Here is a 23,966-nt window from a genome sequence, read left to right as displayed (position 1 = left end):
CCTGCGCAGCAGCCCACGGTTTCAGCCCTCGAAACCGTTTCGTAACCTCGATCATGTCAAATACTCAGGAAGCCTCAGCCGAGATGAACCCCGTGAGAGCCGCGCTCCTGTCCTTCCTGATGATTGCCGCCATCGCCGTGTGCGGCTTTGGCATCTATGCCGCCGACGCGTCGGGCGACCATGCGGTCGTCGTCGACGGCTACGGCATCACGGGGACGGTTCACTGAAATAAAGTCCCGCGCGCCTTTCGAACGCATAAGGGTTGCCCCGAGAATCTCGGCCGTCAACCTTTGACCGCGAACAGGCGCTTCTGTGCGCCGTCGATCGCGAGCGCGGTCAGCCGGCCCGACTGGAAGGCGGCCGAGTCGACATTGATCCTGTTGGCAAGGACCTCGGGCGCCAGGACGGGCGTGTGGCCGTGCACCACCACCTTCTCGAACAGCCCGGAATGGTTGAGGAAGACATCGCGGATCCAGATCAGGTCCTGCGGGTCCTGACGGTCCAGCGAAGTGCCGGGGCGAACGCCGGCGTGGCAGAAGAAGAAGTCGCCGAAGGTGGCCGAGAAGCCGAGTCCGCGCAGGAAGGCCACATGCGCCGGCGGCACGGCTTCGGCGAGGGCCGCGCAGCTTTCACGGAAGCGGTCGGCATCGGCAAGATCGATCTCCACGCCGTAGGAATGGGCCGTCTCCAATCCGCCGTACCGCGCGAACAGACCATACGGGTCGGGCTCGGCGAGGAATTCGAGGAAGCCGACATCGTGATTGCCGGCGAGCGCAAGCACCCGGTCGTCAGCCTGCATCGCGCCGATCAGGAAGTCGATCACGCCCCTGGAATCGGGCCCCCGGTCGACGTAGTCCCCGAGATGGATGATGCGCCAGTCGGCCGGCTTGTCGCGTATGATCTCCGCATGGATCAGCCTATGCATCTCGGCCAGATGGTCGCGGCAGCCATGCACGTCGCCGATCGCATAGAGGCGGATGCCGTCGGGCCCCCTGGCCTCCTCGAAATGGATGCCGCTCAATCTCCAGCCTGCCGATCTTTGTTCAGTCGGTTAGCTCCCACAGCGTGTTGCAAGGATTCACGCAACACGCTGTCGGTCTTTGATTTGACGCATGTCTTTGTCCCGAAACCGGTGCCCACTTTCAGGAGACATGCTTTAATACAGCAAATCGGGACCCGCGTCCTCGATGTTGCGCTTGCCGCACAAGGCCATGGTGATGTCGAGCTCCTTGCGGATGATCTCCAGCGCCATCGTCACGCCCTGCTTGCCGAAGGCGCCGAGCCCATAGAGGAAAGGGCGGCCGATATAGGTTCCTTTGGCGCCCAGGCAAAGCGCCTTGAGCACGTCCTGCCCGGACCGGATGCCGCCGTCGAGGTGAAGCTCGATCTTGTCGCCCACCGCGTCGGCAATGCCGGGCAGGGCGGTGATCGAGGAAGGCGCGCCGTCGAGCTGCCGGCCGCCGTGGTTGGAGACGATGATGGCGTCGGCGCCGGTGTCGACTGCCCGCAACGCGTCCTCCTTGTCGAGAATGCCCTTCAGGATCAACTTGCCGCCCCAGCGCTCCTTGATCCAGGCGACGTCCTTCCATGAGAGCCTGGGATCGAACTGCTCATTGGTCCAGGAGGAAAGCGAGGAGAGGTCGCCGACGCCCTTGGCGTGGCCGACGATATTGCCGAAGGTACGGCGCTTGGTGCCGAGCATGCCGAGGCACCAGCGCGGCCGGGTCGCCATCTGGTAGATGTGCTTGGGGGTGAAGCGCGGCGGTGCCGACAGCCCGTTGCGGACGTCCTTGTGGCGCTGGCCGAGGATCTGCAGGTCGAGCGTCAGCACCAAGGCGGAGCAGCTTGCCGCTTTCGCGCGGTCGATGAGGTTCAGCACGAAATCCCGGTCGCGCATGACGTAGAGCTGGAACCAGATCGGCTTGCTCGTGGCCGCGGCGACGTCCTCAAGCGAGCAGATGCTCATGGTCGACAAGGTGAAGGGAACGCCGAATTCCTCCGCCGCCTGCGCCGCCAGGATTTCACCGTCGGCATGCTGCATGCCGGTCAGCCCCGTCGGCGCCAGCGCCACCGGCATCGCCACCTTCTGGCCGATCATCGTCGTCTCGAGCGAACGGTCCGTCATGTCGACCAGAACGCGCTGTCGAAGCTTGATCTTGGCGAAATCCGCCTCGTTCGCCCGATAGGTGCTCTCCGTCCAGGCGCCGGAGTTCGCGTAGTCGAAGAACATCTTCGGTACCCGACGGCGGGCCAGTTCCTTGAGGTCGTTGATTTCGACGATGGTGGTCATGGTCTAACCCGGTTGGTTGGAGGGCGTCTCTTTCGGTGTCAGGCGGCGCTTTCGGTCGGTGCGTCCCGCGCGGGGCCGGCGCGGCGTCCGCCGATCGGCGGGTCGTCGTTCATGCCCGCCAGCACCTCGGCGACATGGCGGACCTCGATCGCCGAACCCTCGCGCTTGAGCTTGCCGGCGATCTTCATCAGGCAGCCGAGGTCGCCGGCGATGAGCAGATCGGCGCCGGAGGCGCTGATCGCCCTGGCCTTCTGGTCGGCCTTGGCCTTGGCGAGATCGGGATATTTCGCGCAGACGGCGCCGCCGAAGCCGCAGCAGGCGTCGGCATCGCGCATCTCGACGAGCTTAAGGCCCTTGACCGATGCCAGCAGCGCGCGCGGCTGGTCCTTGACGCCCAACTCGCCGAAGCCGGAACAGGCATCGTGATAGGTCGCGGTCGCATCCCGCGCGGCGGCTACCGCCTTCACGCCTGATATGTCGACCAGGAAGCTGGTCAGTTCGTGCACCTTGGCCGCGAAGTCGTTTGCGCGCGTTTCCCAGGCCGGATCGCCCCGGAACAGGGTCGGATAATGGTTCCGCAGCATGCCGGCGCAGGCGCCGGAGGGAGCCACCACATGGTCGAAGTCCTCGAAGGCGGCGATAGCCGTTTCGGCCGCGCTGCGTGCATCCGCCGTGTCGCCCGAGGCGAAGGCCGGCTGGCCGCAGCAGGCTTGCGCCATCGGAACCTCGACCCTGCAGCCGGCCTCTTCGATCAGCCGGGCGGCGGCGAGACCGACGCTCGGGCGGAACAGGTCGACCAGGCAGGTGACGAACAGCCCGACCCTTGGCTTCTCCTGCGCCGTCACGGCAATTTGCGTTCCGGTCTGCGGCACGTTCCTTCTGTCCCTCCAGTCCAGCCGGGGCTCAGCCCGACGACCTCTGCTTCAGCCGCAGCCGCGATACGCGCTGCCAGTCGCCGGTGCGTTCCGCTTCCGCCATGGCGTTGCGCACGAAATCGATATGCTCGACCGCCGCCGTTCGGGCGAGCGCCGGCTGCCTCGCCGCGATCGCCTCGTGAATCGCGCGGTGTTGCTCGAAAATCCTCTCGCGAACACCAGGCAGGTGATAGATCATGGCGCGATTGCGCAGGATCCCGTCCGACAGCAGCCGATAGCAGGAGCGGAGCGTGTGGAGAAGGATGATATTGTGCGCGCATTCGCCGACGGCACTGTGGAATTCGACGTCGATCGCCGATTCCGCGCCGGCGTCGCCGCTTTGATGGGCAAGGGCCATGCGCGTCATGATCTCGCCAAGCAGCGCCCGGTCGTCCTCGGTCGCACGCCGGGCCGCATATTCGGCGGCAATGCCCTCGATGTCGCGGCGGTATTCGAGATAGTCCGCCACCGCCTTGGGGTGCGATGCGATGAGTTCCATCACCGAGGGCGCGAAGATCTGGCCGATGACGTCGGCGACATAGGTGCCGCCGCCATGACGCGCCGCGATCAGCCCGCGCGCTTCCAGCGCCTTCAGCGCGTCGCGCAGGATCGGGCGCGACACGTGGAACTGTCTTGAAAGCTCACGTTCGCCGGGCAGGCGGTCGCCGACCCGCAGCACGCCTTCCAGGATGAGGCTCTCGATCTGCTCGACGACCTCGTCGGCGGTGCGCGAGTGCTCGATCCTGGAGAAAATATCGCCCAATTCGTTGTTCGCTTTCTGACCCGAAAAATAGAGTACCGCTGCCGCTGCCGACTGGTCAATAAATTTGTCCAGTTGCCGGACCGAAGCCGGCGGTCCGGAACCGGTGTTCGGCCGTCCCCACGACTGTAATCCCGCGTCGTCTGTACCGCATCCGACGAACACCGGGCCTGATCCGGGAGCGGGGGGCCGTGAGCCTGCGGTGAAATTAGGCGTTGTCCGCCGAGTGGTAAAAGAATATTACCAGTATCCGAAAGGAGAAAGCTCAGCATGTCCGGTCTTGCCATGCCCCAGCCCGATGCCGGCACGCTGGCGCGGCGCGACGAGATCGTCGCCGACATGAGGATCATTGTGCCTGGCGAAGGCGTGGTCGACGCCGTCAACGCCATGCGGGCCTTCGAGACCGACGGGCTCACCGCCTATCGCCAGCTGCCGCTCTGCGTCGTGCTGCCCGAGACCGTGGCGCAGGTGTCGAGCATCCTCGGATACTGCAACGAGCGCAACATCCGCGTCGTGCCGCGCGGCTCCGGCACCTCGCTCTCCGGCGGCGCGCTGCCGCTCGAGGACGCCGTGCTGCTGGTCATGAGCCGCTTCAACCGTATCCTGGAGATCGATTATCCGAACCGGGCCGTGGTCGCCCAGCCCGGAGTCACCAATCTCGGCGTCACCACCGCCGTCGAGCAGGAGGGCTTCTATTACGCCCCCGATCCATCCTCCCAGATCGCCTGCTCGATCGGCGGCAACGTCGCGGAGAATTCCGGTGGCGTTCATTGCCTGAAATACGGTCTCACCGCCAACAATGTGCTGGGGATCGAAATGGTGCTGATGGACGGCGAGGTGGTGCGGCTCGGCGGCAAGCATCTCGATGCCGAAGGGTACGACCTGCTCGGCGTGATGACCGGCTCCGAGGGTCTTTTGGGTGTCGTCACCGAAGTCACGGTGCGCATCCTCAAGAAGCCCGAGACGGCGCGGGCCCTGCTCATCGCCTTCCCGTCCTCCGAGCAGGCCGGCCAGTGCGTGGCCGACATCATCGGCGCCGGCATCATTCCGGGCGGCATGGAAATGATGGACCGTCCGGCGATCCATGCGGCGGAGGACTTCGTCCATGCCGGCTACCCGCTCGAATGCGAAGCCCTGCTGATCGTCGAGCTCGACGGCCCCGGCGTGGAGGTCGATCATCTCATCACCGCGGTCGAGGCGATCGCGCTCAGGAACGGCTCCACCACCTGCCGCATCTCGCAGTCGGAAGAGGAGCGGCTCACCTTCTGGGCGGGCCGCAAGGCGGCTTTCCCGGCGGTCGGGCGCATCTCGCCGGACTATTACTGCATGGACGGCACCATCCCGCGCAAGGAACTGCCGCGGGTCCTGCACGGCATGCGGGAGCTGTCGGAGAAATACGGGCTGGGCGTCGCCAACGTCTTCCATGCCGGCGACGGCAATCTCCATCCGCTGATCCTCTACGACGCCAATATTCCGGGCGAACTGGAGAAAGCCGAGCGTTTCGGCGCCGACATATTGCGGCTCTGCGTGGCCGTCGGCGGCGTGCTCACCGGCGAGCACGGGGTCGGCGTGGAGAAGCGCGACCTGATGCCGGAAATGTTCTCCGACATCGATCTCGATCAGCAGATGCGCGTCAAATGCGCCTTCGACCCCAACCATCTGCTCAACCCCGGAAAGGTCTTCCCGCAACTGCGCCGCTGCGCCGAACTCGGCCGCATGCATGTCCATAGCGGCCAGATGGCCTTCCCCGACATTCCGAGGTTTTGAGATGGGGGCGGCATTTCGGGGTCAAGGCTCCCCTGTGCATTGGGGTCTTGCAGTCAAGCCCGAGGATAGCGTCAGCGGGCCGGTGAGAGGGGCATTCATGTCGACGAATCGCAGTCGCCGATCGCCGGCGACCACCGGCCGGGCGCGTGCGTTGCGGCATGGCGACAACATGGCTGAGGCCGTGCTTTGGAACGAATTGAAGGGGCGCAAGCTCGGCGGCTTCAAGTTCGTTCGGCAGTATCCGGTAGGCCCATACTTCGCCGACTTCATGTGTCGCGAGAAACGGCTGGTGATCGAGGTCGATGGAAGCCAGCACGCGGAGAGTTCGTATGACCGGACTCGCGATGAATTCATGCGATTACAAGGCATATCTGTGATCCGGTTCTGGAACACAGATGTGCTGAAAGGTATCACCAGCGTTTGCGAGACCATCCTTGCGGCCCTGGAAGGGCGATATGACAGCGACGTCAGCGCGCCCGATTTGCGATATGTGTCCACACGACGAAACAGCCAGGATGAGAAGCGTTGAGCCATAGCATCCCCTCACCGCCTCCCCCTCGACAAGCTCGGGGGAGGCACCTCTCCCCCTGCCCGGGGGAGAGGAAAGGCGCCAAGCTTGCGGCCGCGGTTCCTCGCCCCCACGCAGTGGGGGAGAGGTGCCTCCCCCGAGCTTGTCGAGGGGGAGGCGGTGAGGGGGACTTTTTCCTTTCGTACCGTTCCGTTGCCCGATGACCACCTTCACCCCCTCCACCGTGGACGAGGTGCTTTCCGTCGTCCAATGGGCGCTGGCCGAGGAGGCGCCGGTCGAGATCCTCGGCCACGGCTCCAAGCGCGGTATCGGCCGGCCGGTGCAGGCCGAACATGCGGTCGACATGTCGCGGCTGTCGGGCGTCACGCTCTACGAGCCCGAGGAACTGGTCCTGTCGGCGCGCGCAGGCACGCCGGTCGGCGAGATCGAGGCCCTGCTTTCGGCGCACGGGCAGGAGTTCGCCTTCGAGCCGATGGACTATGGCCCGCTGTTCGGCAGAGCGCCCGGCGGGGGAACGATCGGCGGGGTGCTCGCCGCCAATCTTTCCGGGCCGCGGCGGCTGAAAGCCGGAGCGGCGCGCGACCATGTGCTCGGCGTTCATGCCGTGTCAGGGCGCGGCGAAGCCTTCAAGTCGGGCGGGCGCGTCGTGAAGAACGTCACCGGCTACGACCTTTCCAAGGCGATGGCCGGGGCGTGGGGCACGCTCGCCGTCGTCACCGATGTCACCTTCAAGGTGCTGCCGGCGGCCGAGACCGAGACGACGCTCGTCATCCGCGGCCTGATCGACGACGACGCGATCCCAGCCATGGCGCTCGCGATGGGGTCGAGCGCCGAAGTGTCGAGTGCTGCCCATCTGCCGCAGGGCGTGGCGGGCCGTGTACTCGGCGGTGCGCTGGGCGGCGACCCCGCGACCTTGCTGCGCATCGAGGGCTTCGGGCCATCGGTCGCCTATCGCCGGGAGAGCCTCACCGACCTCCTTCGCAATGCGGGGCCGATCGAACGCGTCGAGGCGGAACGCTCGCGTCGCCTATGGCGCGACGTCAGGGACTGCATTCCCTTTGCCGATGCCACCGAACGGCCGGTCTGGCGGGTGTCGGTCGCGCCGTCGGAAGCCGCGAAGCTGGTGCTGGCGCTGCGCATGGAAGCCGGCGCCGACGCTTTCTACGACTGGCAAGGCGGTCTGGTCTGGCTGCGCATGGAGGCCGATCCGGAGGCCGAAATCCTGCGCCGGCTGATCCGGCGGTTCGGCGGCGGCCATGCGACGCTGGTGCGCGCCGCGCCGTCCTGGCGTGCATCGGTTCCCGTGTTCGAGCCGCAGGCGCCCGCGCTGGCGGCTCTTTCGGCGCGGCTGAAGGAACAGTTCGATCCCAAAGGCATTCTCAATCCGTGCAGGATCACGGCAACCACCGCCGACGACAGGACAAGCTGACAAAGGGGGAACGACGATGAGCGATCCGCAACCATCCGCACGCCAGACCGATCGCTGGCTGGAGCCCGGTCCGACCAATGTCCAGGTCGTCTATGTCCTTTACCTTCTCGGCCTGGTGATCGGCATCAGCGGGATCGTCGGCATCGTCCTTGCCTATGTCAATCGCGGAAAGGCGGGCGGCTGGGTCGAGACGCACTACACATGGGCCATCCGCACCTTCTGGATCGGTCTGCTCTACGGCTTCATCTCGCTGCTGCTCATGCTCGTGGCGATCGGCTTCCTGCTCGCCTTCGCCACCGCCGTCTGGTTCATCGTGCGCTGCATCGTCGGCCTCCAGGCCGCCGGGCGGGGTGAGCCGATCAGGAATCCTGAAAGCTGGTTGATCTAGCCCGTGCAGACCTCGTTTACCGCCGCGCAACTCAGCGACCCGCATGTCGCCGAATCGGAAAAGATCCTGCGCAAATGCGTGCATTGCGGCTTCTGCACCGCGACCTGCCCGACCTATGTGACGCTCGGCAACGAGCTCGACGGTCCCCGGGGCCGCATCTACCTGATCAAGGACATGCTCGAGAACGGCCGCCCGGCCGACGAGGAGATCGTCACCCACATCGACCGCTGCCTGTCCTGTCTCGCCTGCATGACCACATGCCCGTCCGGCGTGAACTACATGCATCTGGTCGACCACGCCCGCGCCCATATCGAGAAGACCTATCGGCGTCCGCTTCTCCAACGGGTGACGCGCGCCGCGCTTGCCATGGTCCTGCCCTATCCCGGGCGTTTCCGCGCCGCCCTCGGTCTGGCGCGGCTCGGCCGACCTTTGGCGGGACTGTTCGACCGAGTGGCGGCGCTGCAGCCGGTCGGCGCCATGCTGAAGCTCGCGCCATCGGCGGTCCCGGCGAAATCGGCCTTCTCCTCGCCGGCCGTCCACCCGCCGAAGGCGGAAAAGCGCGGGCGTGTCGCGATCCTGACCGGCTGCGCCCAATCGGTGCTCGATCCCGGTATCAACGAAGCCACCATCGGGCTCTTGACTCGGCTCGGCATCGAAGTGGTCGTGCCGGAAGGCGAGGGCTGCTGCGGCGCGCTGGTCCATCACATGGGGCGCGAGGAGGCCGCGCTCGCCTCGGCCCGTAGGAATGTCGATGCCTGGACACGCGAGATCGAGCGCAATGGGCTCGACGCCGTCATCATCACCGCCTCGGGCTGCGGCACGACCATCAAGGACTACGGCTTCATGCTGCGGCTCGACCCGGCCTATGCGGACAAGGCCGCACGGGTCTCGGCGCTCGCCAAGGACATCACCGAATATCTCGCCGCGATCGACCTGCCCACGCCGGTCGCGCAACCGGGCCTGATCGTCACCTATCACTCGGCCTGCTCCATGCAGCACGGCCAGAAGATCACGCGCCAGCCCAAGGAACTGCTGCAGAAGGCGGGCTTCACGGTGAAGGAGCCGCGCGAGGGGCATCTGTGCTGCGGCTCCGCCGGCACCTACAACATCATGCAGCCGGAGATTTCAGCCAGGCTGCGCGACCGCAAGGTGCGGAACATCGCCGCCACCGGCGCCGATCTCGTCGCGACAGGCAATATCGGCTGCATCACCCAGATCGCCGACCGTGCGGGCATGCCCATCGTCCACACCGTTCAGTTGCTGGACTGGGCCTATGGCGGGCCGAAGCCGGAGGCGATCGGGGAAGTGCGAATAGCGAGTAGCCAATAGCGAATAGGGAAAAACAGAGGTTGCGAGCCCCGCAACCAATTCCAGCGTATCTCAATTGCAATCCCCCGTCTAACCAGCGGGGGTTTTGGGGGGCGATTAAGTCCGGTACTGCCTTCGCTGTGCTCTCTGATTAAGCACCGTGTTCCTTCCACTTCTCTCGCTTCGCTTGCTCACGGCAGACGCGGAATCGGTCCTTGATCGACGCGTCGCGCTGGTTGTCGGACGGCACAACGCGGGTCATCACTCGGTCTCCTGGCGCCGCTCAGGCCGCTTCTTCGTGGCGGGTTGGGCGGATCAGCACCTCGGCCGAGATGCCGAGCTTGTCGTGCAGACTACGGATCATCTCGATCGAAAGGCCCCGCTTCCGGTTGAGTATCTCGGAGGTGCGGTTGCGCGTGCCGAAGATCGGCTCCAGATCCTTGCGCGTGAGGCCCTGCTGCTCCATCCGAAACTTGATCGCCTCAATCGGATCGGGCGGGTCGATCGGATAGTGCTTCGCTTCATAGACCTCCATAAGTGTGGCCAGAACGTCGAGCCGGTCGCCGTCCGGCGTGCCGCTCTTCGCGCCCCACAGCCGCTCGACCTCGGCAAGGGCCGCCTCATAATCCGCCTCGGTGCGGATCGGCTTCAGATCACTTGTCATGCTTCACCTCCGTCACGTCGATCCTGTCGTAGGCCTTGTGTGTGCCGATCCACTTGATCCAGACGATGCCTTTCTCGAAGTCGGCCGCCACCACGAGGCGATAGTCGTTGCCCTTGATGTTGAAGACGATCCGCTCGGCGCTGATGATGCTGGCCGTCGCATAGAGCCGCTTCACATCGGCGGAACTCGCCCAGTTCGCCTTGCTGACTTCATCGAACCAGGCATCGAGCGCGGCCTTCACGGCTCGCTGATCCTTCTGCCCCGCAAGGCTATCGACGAATTCCCGCAAGGTACGGCGGGCGACGATCCTCATACTGAAGCCTTCTATCGCGATCCCGTATTGGGATCAAGATTGATATGGGACGTCCCGACGGAGAAAACCTCTATCTGGAATTCCAGACCACGAATGACGACACCACACCCTATGGCGCCTCGGCGGTCCTCACGCCGGGCGAGAAGCGCGGGCAGGTTCATCCAGAGTTGCGCGGTGACCTGATGCGCATTGTGGACATCGCCGGAACCGATCCCGAACGGAGCAGAACAAACCTTATGCTCCCGGTGGCTACGAGCCGGCGCAACCCGGGAGAGCCTTCTCGCTACTCGCTCACATCACGACGACGGTCGTTCCGACCCCCACCCTTTCATAGAGATCGACCACATCCTCGTTGCGCATGCGGATGCAGCCCGACGAGACCGCGCCACCGATCGTCCAGGGCTGGTTCGTGCCGTGGATGCGATAGAGCGTCGAGCCGAGATAGAGGGCGCGCGCGCCGAGCGGGTTTTCCGGCCCGCCTGCCACATGGGCCGGCAGGTGGCGGCCCTTGGCGCGCTCGCGCGCGATCATTTGCGCGGGCGGGCGCCAATCGGGCCAGACCCGCTTGCTGGTGATCTTGTGGGTGCCGGCCCACTCGAAACCGGGTTTGCCGGTACCGACGCCGTAGCGGCGGGCCTTGCCCCCTTCCTGCACGAGATAGAGGAAGTTGTCGCGCGTATCGATGACGATGGTCCCCGGCTTGCGTCCGCCGTCATAGTCGACCATCTGCGGCAGGTATTTCGGATCGACCTGCGGCGCGCGCACCGCGCGCGGCTTCGCCGCCGGGACGCTGGCCGTCCGGAACGGAGAGACCTTCTGTCGGGTGCGCTTCACCTGTTGCGGCGCAGGCGTGCCGAACAGGCTCGGCCCACTCGCCTGGCTGCGCTGCCGCTTGGCCGCCATCGGCGAGCGGTTGTCGCGCAACTGCATCACCCATGGTGCCGAAAGATCGGGCGATATCATCACAGGCGGCCTTTCGGCATAGCGGTCACGGGACGCGGCCGGAAATGCCGACAGGGCGAGAATGGCCGCCGCGCCGGCAGCCAGAACGGATTTCAACATGGACTGGACCTCAAGCAAACGTGCCCCCGAGGAAGGAAATCCCCTCGTTCGCGCCGATGGTGGCGGGAGGTGGCAACTGAAACGTGAATCGGAATGTCTAAAGAGCCAAACGCGTCGTAAAGCTTTTGGTGTGGTTACCGCCGGGTTCAGCAACCTGGTAAAGGCCGCGTGAAGCCTTTCAAAATCGCGTTAACGAATGGAATCCGAGATGCAGGAAAAGACCGGCTTGATCGTGGGAGACGACGGCGCGTTGCGCTGCTTCTGGCGCGGCAGCGACGAACTCTACGGCAGCTATCACGACCAGGAATGGGGCAGGCCGGTGGATGACGACCGGCGCCTCTTCGAGAAGATCTGCCTCGAGGGCTTTCAGTCCGGCCTTTCCTGGCTGACCATCCTGAGGAAGCGCGAGAATTTCCGCGCGGCTTTCGCCGGCTTCGACTTCCACGAGGTAGCCCGCTTCACGGACAAGGATGTCGAACGCCTGCTCGACGACAAGGGCATCGTGCGCCATCGCGGCAAGATCGAATCGGTCATCAACAACGCGAAGCGAGCGATCGAGCTGGTCGACGAGGCCGGTTCTCTCGCGGCCTGGTTCTGGAAGTTCGAGCCCGGCCCTGGCGAGCGTCCCGCGCGGGTCGATTATCCCACGCTGGTCGCCAACCCCACGACCCCCACCTCGACGCTGATCTCCAAGGAGCTGAAGAAGCGCGGCTGGACCTTCGTCGGCCCGACCACCGTCTATGCCTTCATGCAGGCCATGGGGCTCGTGAACGACCATATCGAGGGCTGCATTTGTCGCGCGTCCGTCGAGGAAGCGCGGCAGCGGTTTCGTCGCCCTCGATAGACTTCCGTCGCCCGCGTCGAAATCCGGGCCGGCCCTAATCGATTTTTCATTTGACCCGGCGGCGAAGCCGGTATTTGCAGCAAGGCGGAAAAAGAGCCGGCCTGCCGGCGCCCAACGGAAAGAGAGATATGACCACGACCCGTACGGAAACCGACACTTTCGGCCCGATCGACGTTCCGTCCGATCGCTATTGGGGCGCCCAGGCGCAGCGTTCGCTCGGCAATTTCAAGATCGGCTGGGAGAAGCAGCCTCTGTCGATCGTTCGGGCACTCGGTATCGTCAAGCGCGCCGCGGCAGAGGCCAATATGGCGCTCGGCCGGCTCGATCCGAAGGTCGGCGACGCGATCGTGGCGGCCTCTCAGGAGGTCATCGACGGCAAGCTGGACGAGCATTTCCCGCTCGTCGTCTGGCAGACCGGCTCGGGCACCCAGTCCAACATGAACGCCAACGAGGTGATCTCCAATCGCGCCATCGAGATAACAGGCGGGGAGAAAGGCTCCAAGAAGCCGGTCCATCCCAACGACCACGTCAATATGAGCCAGTCGTCGAACGACACCTATCCGACGGCCATGCACATCGCCTGCGCCGAGCGGATCATCCATCACCTGCTGCCGGCGCTGAAGCATCTCCATGCCGCACTCGACGCCAAGGCGAAGGCCTTCGACCACATCGTCAAGATCGGCCGCACCCATACGCAGGACGCGACCCCGCTCACGCTGGGCCAGGAATTCTCGGGTTATGCCGCGCAGGTCGCCTCGTCGATCAATCGCATAGAGCTCACTTTGCCGGGCCTGCAGGAGCTCGCCCAGGGCGGCACGGCTGTCGGCACCGGCCTCAACGCGCCGATCGGCTTCGCCGAGAAGGTCGCCGAGCGCATCGCCGACATCACCGGCATCGCCTTCACCTCGGCGTCGAACAAGTTCGAGGCGCTGGCCGCGCATGATTCCATGGTGTTCTCGCATGGCGCGATCAACGCTGCGGCCGCCGCGCTGTTCAAGATCGCCAATGACATCCGCCTGCTGGGCTCCGGCCCGCGTTCGGGTCTCGGCGAACTGTCGCTGCCCGAGAACGAGCCGGGCTCCTCGATCATGCCCGGCAAGGTCAACCCGACCCAGTGCGAGGCGCTGACGCAGGTCTGCGTGCAGGTCTTCGGCAACAATGCCGCCCTTTCCTTCGCCGGCAGCCAGGGCCATTTCGAGCTCAATGTCTACAACCCTGTCATGGCCTACAATTTCCTGCAGTCCGTCCAGCTCATGGCCGATGCGGCTGTCTCCTTCACGGACAATTGCGTCGTCGGCATAGAGGCCCGCGAGGACAACATCAAGGCCGCCCTCGAGCGCTCGCTGATGCTGGTGACCGCACTTGCGCCGACCATCGGCTACGACAACGCCGCCAAGATCGCCAAGACGGCGCACAAGAACGGCACCACGCTGCGCGAGGAGGCGCTCGCGACCGGGCTGGTGACCGAGGCCGACTACGACCGGCTGGTACGTCCCGAGGACATGACCCATCCCGGCTGACCCGGATTTGCGCGGGCGCCGCCAAAAATAGCCGTCGCCCTTCGACCCGGGGGAATTTCCGAACTGGGCGACGATCTTCAGGTCCGCTCATCCCGGTGAACTTGGAGTAGGTGAACGATCTTCAGCGATCGTTCACCTACGTTGAACGAAGCGTTCGGAAATTGCCGGCTCGCCGCTGGAATGGAATTCGGGTAGTTCAGACCTACGATCCTTCCACCGGAGAGAGTCTTATGTCGAACAACCTCATCCTTCTTGTCGGTCGCTTACTTCTTTCGATCATGTTCATCCTCTCGGGCCTGCAGAAGTTCGGCGGCATCGAGGGCACGGCGGGCTACATAAGCTCGGTCGGCCTGCCGGCGGGAACGGCGTTGGCCTGGCTGGCGGCAATCTTCGAGACGCTTATCGGCATCGCCATCCTCGTCGGCTTCCAGACCAGGGCAGCCGCTCTGCTTCTTGCCGCCTTCTGCGTGTTCACCGGCCTCGTCTTCCACTACGCCCCGGCCGATCAGATGCAGATGATAATGTTCATGAAGAACGTGACCATCGCGGGCGGCCTGCTGGCGCTCTTCGTCGCCGGTCCCGGCGCCTTGTCGGTCGACGCCCGTCGTGGTGGTGCAGCCGCCTACGCCTGACAGATTGTTCGGCTCCCACAAAAGGGCCCGGGTCGCGAGATCCGGGCCTTTTGCGTGTTGAATGCTCGGCCTTGGAGCGGGGAGCCTGTCGGGGAAGAGAGTTCGGGTCTGCGGGGGCGAAGCGCTCAGGCGTCTACCGCTGCCGCAACCTTCGCGATAATGTCCGCCAAAAGGGCCTCTTCGGGCGTGTCCCGGGCCTTCCTGGATGACACCAGGCAGGCCTGCGATTCCAGGATGACGCCGTCGGACAGGATCTTGAGATGATTGGCGCGCAAGGTCGAGCCGGTGGTCGTGATGTCGACGATGATGTCGGCCGAGCCCGCGGCCGGCGCTCCCTCGGTGGCGCCGAGGCTCTCGACGATGCGGTAGACCTGGATACCGTGCTTCTGCGAGAAGAACTGCTGCGTCAGCCGCCAGTATTTCGTCGCGATCCGCAGGCGCCGGCCGTGACGCTGCCGGAAGATCGCCGCGACGTCGTCGAGGTCGGCCATGGTGTCGACGTCGAACCACATATCGGGCACCGCCACCACCACGTCGGCCCGGCCAAAGCCGAGCCGGGCCGAGATCGCGGCGCGGTCTTCCCAATTCGCGACGGTCTCGCGCAGCAAGTCCTCGCCGGTCACGCCGAGGTCGACCGAGCCGCTTCCCAGTTCGCCGGCGATTTCGGACGCCGACAGGAAGGCGATGTCGATGTCGTCGCGCCCTTCGATGCGGGCACGGTATTTGCGCTCGTCGTCGGGCAGAACGACGGAAAGCCCCGCCGCGGCCAGCACTTCGAGCGCCTGTTCCTTGAGCCGTCCCTTGGACGGCAGCGCCAGCGTCAGGCTCATAGTCCGTCCTCGCGCAAAGCTCCGATGCGGTCGAGCCAAGCCGAGAAGCCGACGCCGGGAATGGCCTCCTTGGCGCCCAGGAGCGTGAGCAGCCGGTCGTAGCGGCCGCCGCCGACCAGCGGCCGGTCCGTGCCGCCGGCCGAAATCTCGAAGACGAGGCCGGTGTAATAGTCGAGGGGCCGGCCGAAGGCCGCATCATAAATGATCGTGTCGGCGGAAAGGCCGTGAGCGGCGATCGCCTCGGCGCGGGCTGCGAAATTGTCGAGTGCTGCCCCCAGGGACAGCCGGGCTGCGGAGGCGAAACCGGCGAGCGCGCCCGCGGCCCGGTCGAGAGGCGCCTTGATGGCAAGGAAATCCTTCAGCGCGTCGAAAGCTTCGCTCGACAGGCGCACGCTTCTCAACTCGGCCTTTTCGATGAGACGGCGCGCGATTTCGGCCGGCGTGCGACCCGCCGAGGACGACAGGCCTGCGGCCTCCATGCCGGCCGCGACATGGGCTGCCAGCCTCTCGGGGTCGCCTTCGGCGACGAGAGCGGCGACCGAAGCGGGCAGTTCGCCGTTGCGGGTCGGATTGGCGAGGTCGGCGAGCGCGGCCTCCAGCAACGCCGTCGAGCCGAAAGCCCGCGCCAGCCGCATGCGCCAGCCGCGTGGCAGACCGAGCGCGGCGAGCACCGCCTCGAACACCGTCTGGTCGCCGAGCACGATCTGCAAGGCATGGTCCGGCAAAGCGAGCGCCAGCAGGGCATGGGCGTCGGCCAGCGACCGCGCGTCGGAGCGCGGCGTGTCGGTGTCGCCGAGATCCTCGATGCCGGCCTGGAAGAATTCGTTGCCGCCTTCGCGGCGCTGGCGGAACACCTCGCCCAGATAGGAATAGCGGCGGGGGGTGCCCGCCTGGCTGGCGATATGGTCGAGACAGACGGGAATGGTGAATTCCGGGCGCAGGCACAAGGTCGCGCCGGTTTCGCTTTCCGTGAGGAAGATCCTGCGGCGCAAATCCTCGCCCGCCATGTCGAGGAAGGGATCGGCCGGCTGGATGACCGGCACGTCGACGGCTACCGCGCCGCGCTCGGCGAACAGTTTTTGGATATCGGGCGCGAAGGCGGGATAGCGTGGGGTCATGAGAGGTACGCCGCTCTCTCCCCCCTTGAGGGGGAGATGGCTGCGCAGCAGCCAGAGGGGGTGCACGCAGCAGTGCTCGGCGCCAAATAGAGGTCGCGCCTAGCGGAGGCGACCCCGCCCGGCCGCGGAGCCTGTCCTCGGGCTTGCCGGAGGCAAGACCCGTGGGCGGCCACCCTCCCCTCAAGGGGGAGGGGAAGCGAATCGCATGTCATGCGCGACCCCGCTCTTCCGCCTGCGCGGCGAGGATCGTCTTCACCGCGGCCACCATCTCGCCTTCCGCCACGCTGATCTGAGCCGGGCGACCCTCGCGCCACGCCTTGTTGTCGGTGACCTCTTCGGCGAGCCGTGCGCCTTCGACGAGGTCCTTGATCTGCACCGTGCCGGTGGCGCGCTCGTCGCCGCCCTGGATGACGACGCATGGAGCTCCGCGACGGTCGGCATATTTCATCTGCGCCTTCATGCCGGCGCCGCCGAGATAGAGCTCGGCACGGATCTTCGCGCCGCGAAGTTCCGCCACCATCTTCTGGTATCGGCCAAGGCTCTCGGTATCCCGGTCCATGACCAGCACGACGACAGGTGCGACCACGTCGGAGATGTCGAGCTTGCCGAGGTTCTTCAGCGCCGTCATCAGGCGCGACACGCCGATGGAGAAGCCGGTCGCCGGCACCGGCTCGCCGCGGAAGCGCGAGACCAGCCCGTCATAGCGCCCGCCGCCGCCGACCGAGCCGAAACGCACGATCTGTCCCTCGTCATTGGGTATCTCTGCGAGCAGCTCGGCCTCATAGACGGGGCCGGTGTAATATTCGAGGCCGCGCACCACGGACGGGTCGATCTTGATGCGGTCCGGCCCGTAGCCGGCCGCGCGCACCAGAGCTTCGATCTCGTCGAGCTCGGCGAAGCCGGCCCTGGCCGTGGCGCTGGCTTCCGCGATCGCGGCGATATCGCCGCCTGCGGATCCGGCCTGCCTTTCGACGACCGACATGACCTGCGCAGTCTGGACATCGTCCAGCCCGGCGCCCTTGGTGAAATCGCCGCTTTCGTCGAGCCTGCCCTTCCCCAGCAGGAGCCGCACGCCCTCCGGCCCGAACTTGTCGAGCTTGTCGATGGCCCTCAGCACCGTCAGTCGTCGCCCGGCATTGTCGTCCCCGCCGAGGCCGATCGCCTCCATCACGCCGTCGAGAACCTTGCGGTTGTTGACGCGGATCACATAGTCGCCGCGCTTGATGCCGAGCGCCTCCAACACGTCGGCCATCATCATCGCCATTTCGGCGTCGGCGGCCACGCCGGGGGTACCGACCGTGTCGGCGTCGAACTGCATGAACTGGCGGAAGCGACCGGGTCCCGGCTTCTCGTTGCGGAACACCCAGCCGGAACGGTAGCTGCGATAAGGCTTGGGAAGGCGCTCGAAGTTCTCCGCCACGAAGCGGGCCATCGGTGCGGTCAGGTCGTAGCGCAGCGACAGCCACTGCTCGTCGTCGTCCTGGAACGAGAAGACGCCTTCGTTCGGGCGGTCCTGATCAGGCAGGAACTTGCCCAGCGCGTCAGTATATTCGATCAGCGGCTGGTCGACGGGCTCGAAGCCGTAGAGTTCGTAGACCTCGCGGATGCTGGCCATCATCCGTTCGACGGCGCGGATATCCTCGGCAAACCGATCGACGAAACCGCGCGGCAGCCGCGCCTTCATTTTTTCCGATCTGTCGGCCATGGTTTACTCGCCAGCGTCCTGTCCTTGAAATGCCGTCGGATACGGGGAACCCCCCTTTTTCCTTCGCGGGGTGTCCTAACCGATGCGACCGGGAGCGGCAAGGGCGCGGCTCGGGGCGGACGGGTCGAAACGCCAAAGGCCGCCCCGGACGCGGCGGAGCGGCCGGGTCAGGCCGTCGGCCTCCCCAGCAGCGAGCGTGCGGTGGGCAATAGCCGGAAATCCTCCGGCCTACGGCTGCGGTATGGAGCGAGCCGTGTCTCGATTGCGCGCCAGCCGGCATCGTCGCCCGTCGCGTCACGATGGCGATCGAGCGCGTCGGTGCCGGCGAACTCCTGAAATGTCGCCAGCACGTTTTCGCCTTCCCGCACAGGAAGACGCGGAAAAGTGTTCTCGGCATGGTTCGAGACGAAGATCCCGGCCAGCGGCGCGCCGAGCCGGGCGAGAAGCGGAGCCGCCTCGTCCCTAAATGCCGTGGCAAAATCCTCGGTTGCTTCCTGTCTGATATGGTGGACCCTGACCAGCACCGCCGGGCTTCCTTCGTCAGGCGTCGGGGCCGAATCCTCGCGCGGGCCTCGCGCCCGGCCCGTGAGGTCGAAGCCGGCGCCGGCCCAGGCCGGCTGCAGGAGCAGCACATTGTCGGAGTCGAGCATGGTGGCGTTGGCCTCGTCCTTGTGCGCGGCCCAGACTGGGCCGCCATAGAAATCGGCCAGGGCCTGCCGTCTCGTTTCCATGCTCTCGAAGCCGCGCAGCCAGACGAACCGATCCGGTCGATCAGGGTCGCGGAACTGCCCGACGACGTTCATTCCGGTCTCCTCCTGCGTCTCGACGAATTCGCGGTCGAAGAGCCTGATCAGCTTCTCCCGTCCGCCGGGGCGGAGCGTGTATTCACGAAGCTCGACCACCGGCGCGCACCGGCCGACTCCGCTCATTTCAGGATGACTCATCTGTTCCTCCAAAACAAACCGGTTGACCTGTTTAAAACAGACCGGTTGCCCGGTTTTGTCAATCTGATATTTGTGGGCTCCAACAGGATACTGCCATGCCGAAGACGCCGAGAATGCGCACCAACGACCCCGAAGCCATGCGCCGCAAGGTTCTTGACGTCGCGGAGGAGGCCTTCCAGGCGAAGGGCTACCATGCCACCAGTCTGGGGGATCTGATGCAGGGCGCCGGCGTCACCGGCGGCGCCTTGCACCACCATTTTCCGACCAAGAAGGCGATCGGTCTCGCCGTCATCCGCGAACGTGTCGCCGGGGCTGTGGAGGACACCTGGATACGGCCGATCGAAGCAGCGCCGTCGGCGCGCCAGGGCGTGAAGGATGTGTTCACGTCAGTGGCTGATCAACTGGACCGTCAAGGATTTGTCCGCGGGTGCCCGCTCAACAATCTGGCGCATGAACTGTCGCTCGCCGACCCGGAGTTCCGCGCCGCGCTGGCCGACGTCCTTGCACGCTGGCGCGGTGCGCTCGCCGACAAGATCCGCTCGGACCAGCAAGCGGGCCGCGAGGAAGACACCGATCCGGAACGCTTTGCCGTCCTGGTCGTCGCCACTTATTCCGGAGCGATGGCGATGGCCAAGACCATGCAGGACGCAGGCCCGCTCAGGATGTGCGGCGTGGCCGCGCATTAATCCGAAGTAAGGGTGGAGTGCCTCACGCCGGGTTTGCGACGATGCAGACCCCTTGCGCGGAGCCGAGCACGATGAAGGTCTTGTGCGCGACCCGGAAGCCGTTGGCTTCGAGGTTCGCGGCGAGCTTTTCCGCGATGGGCTCGGCCTGGGCGGGCGAGGGCGGTTCGAAGAACAGAAAGAGCTTGCCCTCGGCGTCGATGAGCCGCCGCAGGGCCGCCAGTTCGCGGGCCGGCTTCAGCCAGAACACATTGACGTTGACCGCAAGGATTCGGTCGAAGGTCTTGCCGCTGAAATCCGCCGAGGCCAGTTCCGCCTGCCGGATCGCGATCTTGCCGGAGGCGATGTGGCCGGCGTTGCGCGCACGCGCTGCGGCGACCATCTTGTCGGAGCGGTCGATCGCAGTGATCGTTCCCGTCGTCAGCCTCTCAGCAAGCAGGGAGAGAAGCACGCCATGGCCGCATCCGACTTCGAGGATATGGTCGGCGGGCCCAGGCGCCAGCGTCGCGGCCGCCCATTCGAGCCTTTCGGGAGTCTTGTCGGCCATATGTAGATGCTTCCCCTCCTCAACCACGTCGCCCGAAGGGCGTACCGGCAGGCTAGGCGATCGTTCCGGCGCGAGGAAGTCGCAACCTCATGACGCTTCCGCGGGCGGCCCGGAGCGCGCGAAGAGGTGACTCGTCGTCATCGTAGACCTTTCGGCCGTTCAAAACCTGTCCTCCGACAGGTCGAAATGGACCCGCAGACGCTATCGCGTATCGGCTTGCAGCCACTGCGGCGAAAGTGTTCCGGTGATCCGAGCCGATCGGCACAAAAGTCGTCCCGGCCGAAGCTCTTGCCACTCAGACAGCGGGCGAATTCGCACCGATCGCTCCGGCAAAAGCGGTCGCCACTTTCCTGGCGCCCCTCGTGCTGGGGTGGATTTCGTCCGAGTGCCAGTCGCCGGCAGCCGTCACCTTCGTCCTCAGATCGACATAGACGATATTGGCGCGTGCCGCGGCGAAACTCTGGAGCGCGGCGTTGAACCTCCCCACCATGTGGGCGACGATCGCCCTGGCGAGCGGCCCGACGGTGGCGGGATCGAAGCCCAGCGCCTCCAGCCGCCGTCCGAGATATCTGCCGTTCGGCTTGGGAATGGCGTTGGCGTATGCGTGAACGTAGAGCACGGTCCGCGAGCCTCGCGCCTGCCGCACGTCGTCGGCGAGTTCCTGATAGCCGGAAATGATCTCCTTGACCTTGCTCGTGAAGGAGGGTTTTACGTAGCCGGGCGCATGCGCCGGATCGGTGTCTCCCGGAGTCCGCGTCTTCACATATTTGCCGATCGAGCCCAGCACGTCGTTGCCGCCGCCCGAGAACAGGAAATGCCGGAAATTTCCGGATTCGAGCTTCTGCACATATTGCTTCTGCTTGAGCATGTTCTCCAGCGTGTCGCCCCACATCGCCACGCTTGAGACGTTGAAGGTTTCCCGCAGGATGTCGACCGCGTCCCTGGGCATGAAGATATCGGGCAGATTGAACCAGGAATCGCCCTCCACGAGTATCTTGACCGGGGCCGCGGGCGCCTCCTGCGAAGGGGCTGGCTTCTCCCGCCGGGTGCTCGTTGCCTGATTGAAGATTTCGGCTACTTCCCGATCGGGCAGTTCCTTGCCGTCGGTGTCCACTCGAGCATAGTCGAGCTGGATTGCCGGGGCGAAGGCTTTGCTCCTGTATTCGTCCAGCCTGAAGTAGGATCGCAGATCCTTGTCCGTGAGCGTGCCCTTGGCGGCGCGTTTCTTGAGCTGGTCAAGTGTGATGCGCTTTCCGGAAGATTTTGCGGCGGCCATGCGTCCCTCCTGTGGTCGATCGATCGAAGATCGTAAGGGAAGTATACAGCATTCACTGGGTTCTTGAAGTGTAGGCGGGAGGACTTCAGCTTGCCCGGGTTGATCGATCTTGATAATTCTTCCTGGGTCGAAGGAAAGAAGCCTTCTGTTGCGCAGTCGCCAAAGAAAAAGGGCGCCGAGAGGCGCCCTTTCCGAATTTCTGTGACAGAATGGACTTCTTAGAAGTCCATGCCGCCACTCAAGCCCGCTTGGCGGGCTTGAGCATAGTCGATTCATGGGCGTGCTGATGGACTTCTTAGAAGTCCATGCCGCCCATGCCGCCCATGCCGCCGCCGGGCATCGCCGGAGCCGGCGAGTCCTTCTTCGGGGCTTCGGCGATCATGGCCTCGGTGGTTACCAGCAGGCCGGCGACCGAAGCGGCGTCCTGCAGCGCGGTGCGCACGACCTTGACCGGGTCGACGATGCCGAGCGCGATCAGGTCGCCATACTCGCCCGTCTGGGCGTTGTAGCCGAAGGTCGCGGTCTTGTTCTCGAGGATCTTGCCGGCGACGATCGAAGCCTCGGCGCCCGCATTGGCCGCGATCTGACGGCACGGAGCCTGCAGGGCGCGACGCACGATGTTGATGCCGGCGTCCTGGTCGGCATTGACGCCCGAAGACTTCAGGCCGGCCGAAGCGCGCAGCAGGGCCACGCCGCCGCCCGGAACGATGCCTTCCTCGACGGCCGCGCGGGTCGCGTTGAGGGCGTCGTCGACGCGGTCCTTCTTCTCCTTGACCTCGACCTCGGTCGCTCCGCCGACGCGGATGACGGCAACGCCGCCGGCCAGCTTGGCGAGACGCTCCTGGAGCTTCTCACGATCGTAGTCGGAGGTGGTCTCCTCGATCTGCTGCTTGATCTGGGCGACGCGGCCCTGGATCTCGGCCTTCTTGCCGGCGCCGTCGACGATGGTGGTGTTCTCCTTGGAGATCGACACCTTCTTGGCGCGGCCGAGCATGTTGAGGCCGACATTCTCGAGCTTGATGCCGAGGTCTTCGGAGATGACCTGGCCGCCGGTGAGGATCGCGATGTCCTCGAGCATGGCCTTGCGGCGATCGCCGAAGCCCGGAGCCTTGACGGCGGCGATCTTCAGGCCGCCACGCAGCTTGTTGACGACGAGCGTGGCGAGCGCCTCACCCTCGACGTCTTCCGAGATGATGAGGAGCGGCTTGGAGGTCTGCACGACGGCCTCGAGGACCGGCAGCATGGCCTGGAGATTGGAGAGCTTCTTCTCGTGGAGAAGGATGTAGGCGTCTTCCAGCTCGGCGACCATCTTGTCCGGGTTGGTGACGAAATACGGGCTGAGGTAGCCGCGGTCGAACTGCATGCCTTCGACGACTTCGAGTTCGGTCTCGGCGGTCTTGGCTTCCTCGACCGTGATGACGCCCTCGTTGCCGACCTTCTGCATGGCCTCGGCGATCATCTTGCCGATCGCGTCTTCGCCGTTGGCCGAGATCGTGCCGACCTGGGCAACCTCTTCCGAGGTCTTGATCTTCTTGGCCTTCTTGATGAGGTCGGCGACCACGTCGGCGACGGCAAGGTCGATGCCGCGCTTCAGGTCCATCGGATTCATGCCGGCGGCCACCGCCTTGGCGCCTTCCTGGACGATCGCCTGGGCGAGAACCGTCGCGGTCGTGGTGCCGTCGCCGGCGATGTCATTGGTCTTCGAAGCGACTTCGCGGACCATCTGGGCGCCCATGTTCTCGAACTTGTCCTCGAGTTCGATCTCCTTGGCGACGGTGACGCCGTCCTTGGTGATGCGCGGCGCGCCGAACGACTTGTCGATGACCACGTTGCGGCCCTTGGGGCCGAGCGTGACCTTCACCGCGTCGGCGAGGATGTTCACGCCGCGCAGCATGCGCTCGCGGGCGTCGCGGGAGAATTTTACGTCTTTTGCAGCCATGTTTAAGCTCCTGGGCAATTGGCCCGAAATTCAGATTGATGGTGCGGATGTCTTGGGCGTGATCAGCCGATGATGCCCATGATGTCGGATTCCTTCATGATCAGAAGGTCTTCGCCATTGAGCTTCACTTCGGTGCCCGACCACTTGCCGAACAGGACGCGGTCGCCGGCCTTGACATCGAGCGGAACCAGCTTGCCGCTCTCGTCGCGGGCGCCCGAGCCGACGGCGATGATCTCGCCTTCCTGCGGCTTCTCCTTGGCGGTGTCGGGGATGATGATGCCGCCTTTGGTCTTCTCCTCGGATTCGACCCGGCGAACGACCACGCGGTCATGAAGCGGGCGGAACTTCGACTTTGCCATCTTGTTAGATCCTCGATCGGATGTTGAGAGAAATCCTCCGTCCGGTGGCCCGGACTATCGTTAGCACTCACCCGAGAGGAGTGCCAACGTGGCGGTGAGATAGTGGCTGGGTTTTTTGGAGTCAAGCATGTAGAGCCAAAACTTG

General features: G+C 65.1%; 25 protein-coding genes. 10 read left to right on the top strand and 15 right to left on the bottom strand.

Features of this window, described 5'->3' with window-relative positions:
- The first annotated feature begins 83 nt into the window (after positions 1 to 83).
- Positions 84 to 227, top strand: coding sequence for a hypothetical protein (locus JN280_RS32585; RefSeq protein ID WP_202308357.1), 144 nt, complete (start codon positions 84 to 86; stop codon positions 225 to 227).
- 56 nt (positions 228 to 283) lie between these two features.
- On the opposite strand, the gene JN280_RS32580 is transcribed toward JN280_RS32585, so the two are convergent.
- From JN280_RS32580 to JN280_RS32565, 4 genes are all read right to left on the bottom strand, one after another.
- A complete protein-coding gene (locus tag JN280_RS32580; protein WP_244742412.1) occupies positions 284 to 1,021 on the bottom strand; it encodes a metallophosphoesterase in 738 nt (245 codons plus the stop codon).
- A gap of 135 nt (positions 1,022 to 1,156) precedes the next feature.
- Complete coding sequence (locus JN280_RS32575; RefSeq protein ID WP_202308355.1) at positions 1,157 to 2,290, bottom strand: alpha-hydroxy acid oxidase; 1,134 nt, start codon at positions 2,288 to 2,290, stop codon at positions 1,157 to 1,159.
- A 38-nt stretch (positions 2,291 to 2,328) separates the two neighbouring features.
- Positions 2,329 to 3,162, bottom strand: a complete 834-nt coding sequence (locus tag JN280_RS32570; RefSeq protein WP_244742409.1) for a (Fe-S)-binding protein — start codon at positions 3,160 to 3,162, stop codon at positions 2,329 to 2,331.
- Between the two features lie 31 nt (positions 3,163 to 3,193).
- Positions 3,194 to 3,967, bottom strand: a complete 774-nt coding sequence (locus JN280_RS32565; RefSeq protein WP_202308353.1) for an FCD domain-containing protein — start codon at positions 3,965 to 3,967, stop codon at positions 3,194 to 3,196.
- Positions 3,968 to 4,234: 267 nt separating this feature from the next.
- Between JN280_RS32565 and JN280_RS32560 the strand changes: the two genes are divergently transcribed.
- From JN280_RS32560 to glcF, 5 genes are all read left to right on the top strand, one after another.
- Positions 4,235 to 5,731, top strand: a complete 1,497-nt coding sequence (locus tag JN280_RS32560; RefSeq protein ID WP_202308351.1) for an FAD-linked oxidase C-terminal domain-containing protein — start codon at positions 4,235 to 4,237, stop codon at positions 5,729 to 5,731.
- Between the two features lie 97 nt (positions 5,732 to 5,828).
- The gene (locus JN280_RS32555; RefSeq protein WP_202308349.1) at positions 5,829 to 6,260 is read left to right on the top strand and encodes an endonuclease domain-containing protein; all 432 of its coding nucleotides are present in this window, start codon (positions 5,829 to 5,831) and stop codon (positions 6,258 to 6,260) included.
- Positions 6,261 to 6,459: 199 nt separating this feature from the next.
- On the top strand, positions 6,460 to 7,689 hold the full coding sequence (locus JN280_RS32550) for an FAD-binding protein (RefSeq protein ID WP_202308347.1): 1,230 nt from the start codon (positions 6,460 to 6,462) through the stop codon (positions 7,687 to 7,689).
- 16 nt (positions 7,690 to 7,705) lie between these two features.
- Positions 7,706 to 8,077: a DUF4870 family protein gene (locus JN280_RS32545; protein ID WP_202308345.1), complete on the top strand. Its 372-nt coding sequence runs from the start codon at positions 7,706 to 7,708 to the stop codon at positions 8,075 to 8,077.
- 3 nt (positions 8,078 to 8,080) lie between these two features.
- The gene (gene glcF / locus JN280_RS32540) at positions 8,081 to 9,406 is read left to right on the top strand and encodes a glycolate oxidase subunit GlcF (RefSeq protein WP_202308343.1); all 1,326 of its coding nucleotides are present in this window, start codon (positions 8,081 to 8,083) and stop codon (positions 9,404 to 9,406) included.
- Positions 9,407 to 9,668: 262 nt separating this feature from the next.
- Here glcF and JN280_RS32535 read toward each other — a convergent pair whose 3' ends face one another.
- The 3 genes from JN280_RS32535 to JN280_RS32525 form a co-directional block, all read right to left on the bottom strand.
- Entirely contained in the window at positions 9,669 to 10,049 is a 381-nt protein-coding gene (locus JN280_RS32535; protein ID WP_202308341.1) for a helix-turn-helix domain-containing protein, read from the bottom strand.
- Complete coding sequence (locus JN280_RS32530; protein ID WP_202308339.1) at positions 10,039 to 10,362, bottom strand: type II toxin-antitoxin system HigB family toxin; 324 nt, start codon at positions 10,360 to 10,362, stop codon at positions 10,039 to 10,041. Before JN280_RS32530 ends, JN280_RS32535 begins: the two co-directional genes overlap by 11 nt.
- Before the next feature lie 291 nt (positions 10,363 to 10,653).
- Positions 10,654 to 11,424, bottom strand: coding sequence for a L,D-transpeptidase (locus JN280_RS32525; RefSeq protein ID WP_202308337.1), 771 nt, complete (start codon positions 11,422 to 11,424; stop codon positions 10,654 to 10,656).
- Between the two features lie 196 nt (positions 11,425 to 11,620).
- Here JN280_RS32525 and JN280_RS32520 point away from each other — a divergent pair, with 196 nt between their 5' ends.
- The 3 genes from JN280_RS32520 (at position 11,621) to JN280_RS32510 (ending at position 14,420) form a co-directional block, all read left to right on the top strand.
- Complete coding sequence (locus tag JN280_RS32520) at positions 11,621 to 12,268, top strand: DNA-3-methyladenine glycosylase I (RefSeq protein ID WP_202308335.1); 648 nt, start codon at positions 11,621 to 11,623, stop codon at positions 12,266 to 12,268.
- 128 nt (positions 12,269 to 12,396) lie between these two features.
- Entirely contained in the window at positions 12,397 to 13,788 is a 1,392-nt protein-coding gene (gene fumC / locus JN280_RS32515) for a class II fumarate hydratase (RefSeq protein WP_202308333.1), read from the top strand.
- Positions 13,789 to 13,973: 185 nt separating this feature from the next.
- Positions 13,974 to 14,420 (top strand): DoxX family protein, encoded by a 447-nt coding sequence (locus tag JN280_RS32510; protein ID WP_274609108.1) that lies wholly within the window; start codon positions 13,974 to 13,976, stop codon positions 14,418 to 14,420.
- A gap of 125 nt (positions 14,421 to 14,545) precedes the next feature.
- On the opposite strand, the gene hisG is transcribed toward JN280_RS32510, so the two are convergent.
- From hisG to JN280_RS32490, 4 genes are all read right to left on the bottom strand, one after another.
- Positions 14,546 to 15,250, bottom strand: a complete 705-nt coding sequence (hisG, locus tag JN280_RS32505) for an ATP phosphoribosyltransferase (RefSeq protein ID WP_202308329.1) — start codon at positions 15,248 to 15,250, stop codon at positions 14,546 to 14,548.
- Entirely contained in the window at positions 15,247 to 16,368 is a 1,122-nt protein-coding gene (locus JN280_RS32500) for an ATP phosphoribosyltransferase regulatory subunit (protein ID WP_202308327.1), read from the bottom strand. Before JN280_RS32500 ends, hisG begins: the two co-directional genes overlap by 4 nt.
- 208 nt (positions 16,369 to 16,576) lie before the next feature.
- Positions 16,577 to 18,073 (bottom strand): histidine--tRNA ligase, encoded by a 1,497-nt coding sequence (hisS, locus tag JN280_RS32495; RefSeq protein WP_202308326.1) that lies wholly within the window; start codon positions 18,071 to 18,073, stop codon positions 16,577 to 16,579.
- Between the two features lie 167 nt (positions 18,074 to 18,240).
- A complete protein-coding gene (locus tag JN280_RS32490) occupies positions 18,241 to 19,017 on the bottom strand; it encodes an NIPSNAP family protein (protein ID WP_202308325.1) in 777 nt (258 codons plus the stop codon).
- Positions 19,018 to 19,112: 95 nt separating this feature from the next.
- On the opposite strand from JN280_RS32490, the gene JN280_RS32485 reads away from it, so the two are divergent.
- Positions 19,113 to 19,703 carry a TetR/AcrR family transcriptional regulator gene (locus JN280_RS32485; RefSeq protein ID WP_244742406.1) on the top strand — a complete coding sequence of 197 codons (591 nt, stop codon included), beginning with the start codon at positions 19,113 to 19,115 and terminating at the stop codon, positions 19,701 to 19,703.
- Between the two features lie 22 nt (positions 19,704 to 19,725).
- Here JN280_RS32485 and JN280_RS32480 read toward each other — a convergent pair whose 3' ends face one another.
- The 4 genes from JN280_RS32480 to groES form a co-directional block, all read right to left on the bottom strand.
- Complete coding sequence (locus JN280_RS32480; RefSeq protein WP_202308324.1) at positions 19,726 to 20,247, bottom strand: class I SAM-dependent methyltransferase; 522 nt, start codon at positions 20,245 to 20,247, stop codon at positions 19,726 to 19,728.
- Between the two features lie 295 nt (positions 20,248 to 20,542).
- Positions 20,543 to 21,523, bottom strand: a complete 981-nt coding sequence (locus JN280_RS32475; protein ID WP_202308323.1) for an SGNH/GDSL hydrolase family protein — start codon at positions 21,521 to 21,523, stop codon at positions 20,543 to 20,545.
- Between the two features lie 295 nt (positions 21,524 to 21,818).
- The gene (gene groL / locus JN280_RS32470) at positions 21,819 to 23,462 is read right to left on the bottom strand and encodes a chaperonin GroEL (RefSeq protein WP_202308322.1); all 1,644 of its coding nucleotides are present in this window, start codon (positions 23,460 to 23,462) and stop codon (positions 21,819 to 21,821) included.
- 62 nt (positions 23,463 to 23,524) lie between these two features.
- Entirely contained in the window at positions 23,525 to 23,821 is a 297-nt protein-coding gene (gene groES / locus JN280_RS32465) for a co-chaperone GroES (RefSeq protein WP_106772100.1), read from the bottom strand.
- Between the last annotated feature and the right edge of the window lie 145 nt (positions 23,822 to 23,966).

It is taken from the genome of Mesorhizobium sp. L-8-10 (assembly GCF_016756635.1).
In the GTDB taxonomy this organism is placed as follows: domain Bacteria; phylum Pseudomonadota; class Alphaproteobacteria; order Rhizobiales; family Rhizobiaceae.
This window is presented reverse-complemented; position numbering and strand designations above follow the sequence as displayed.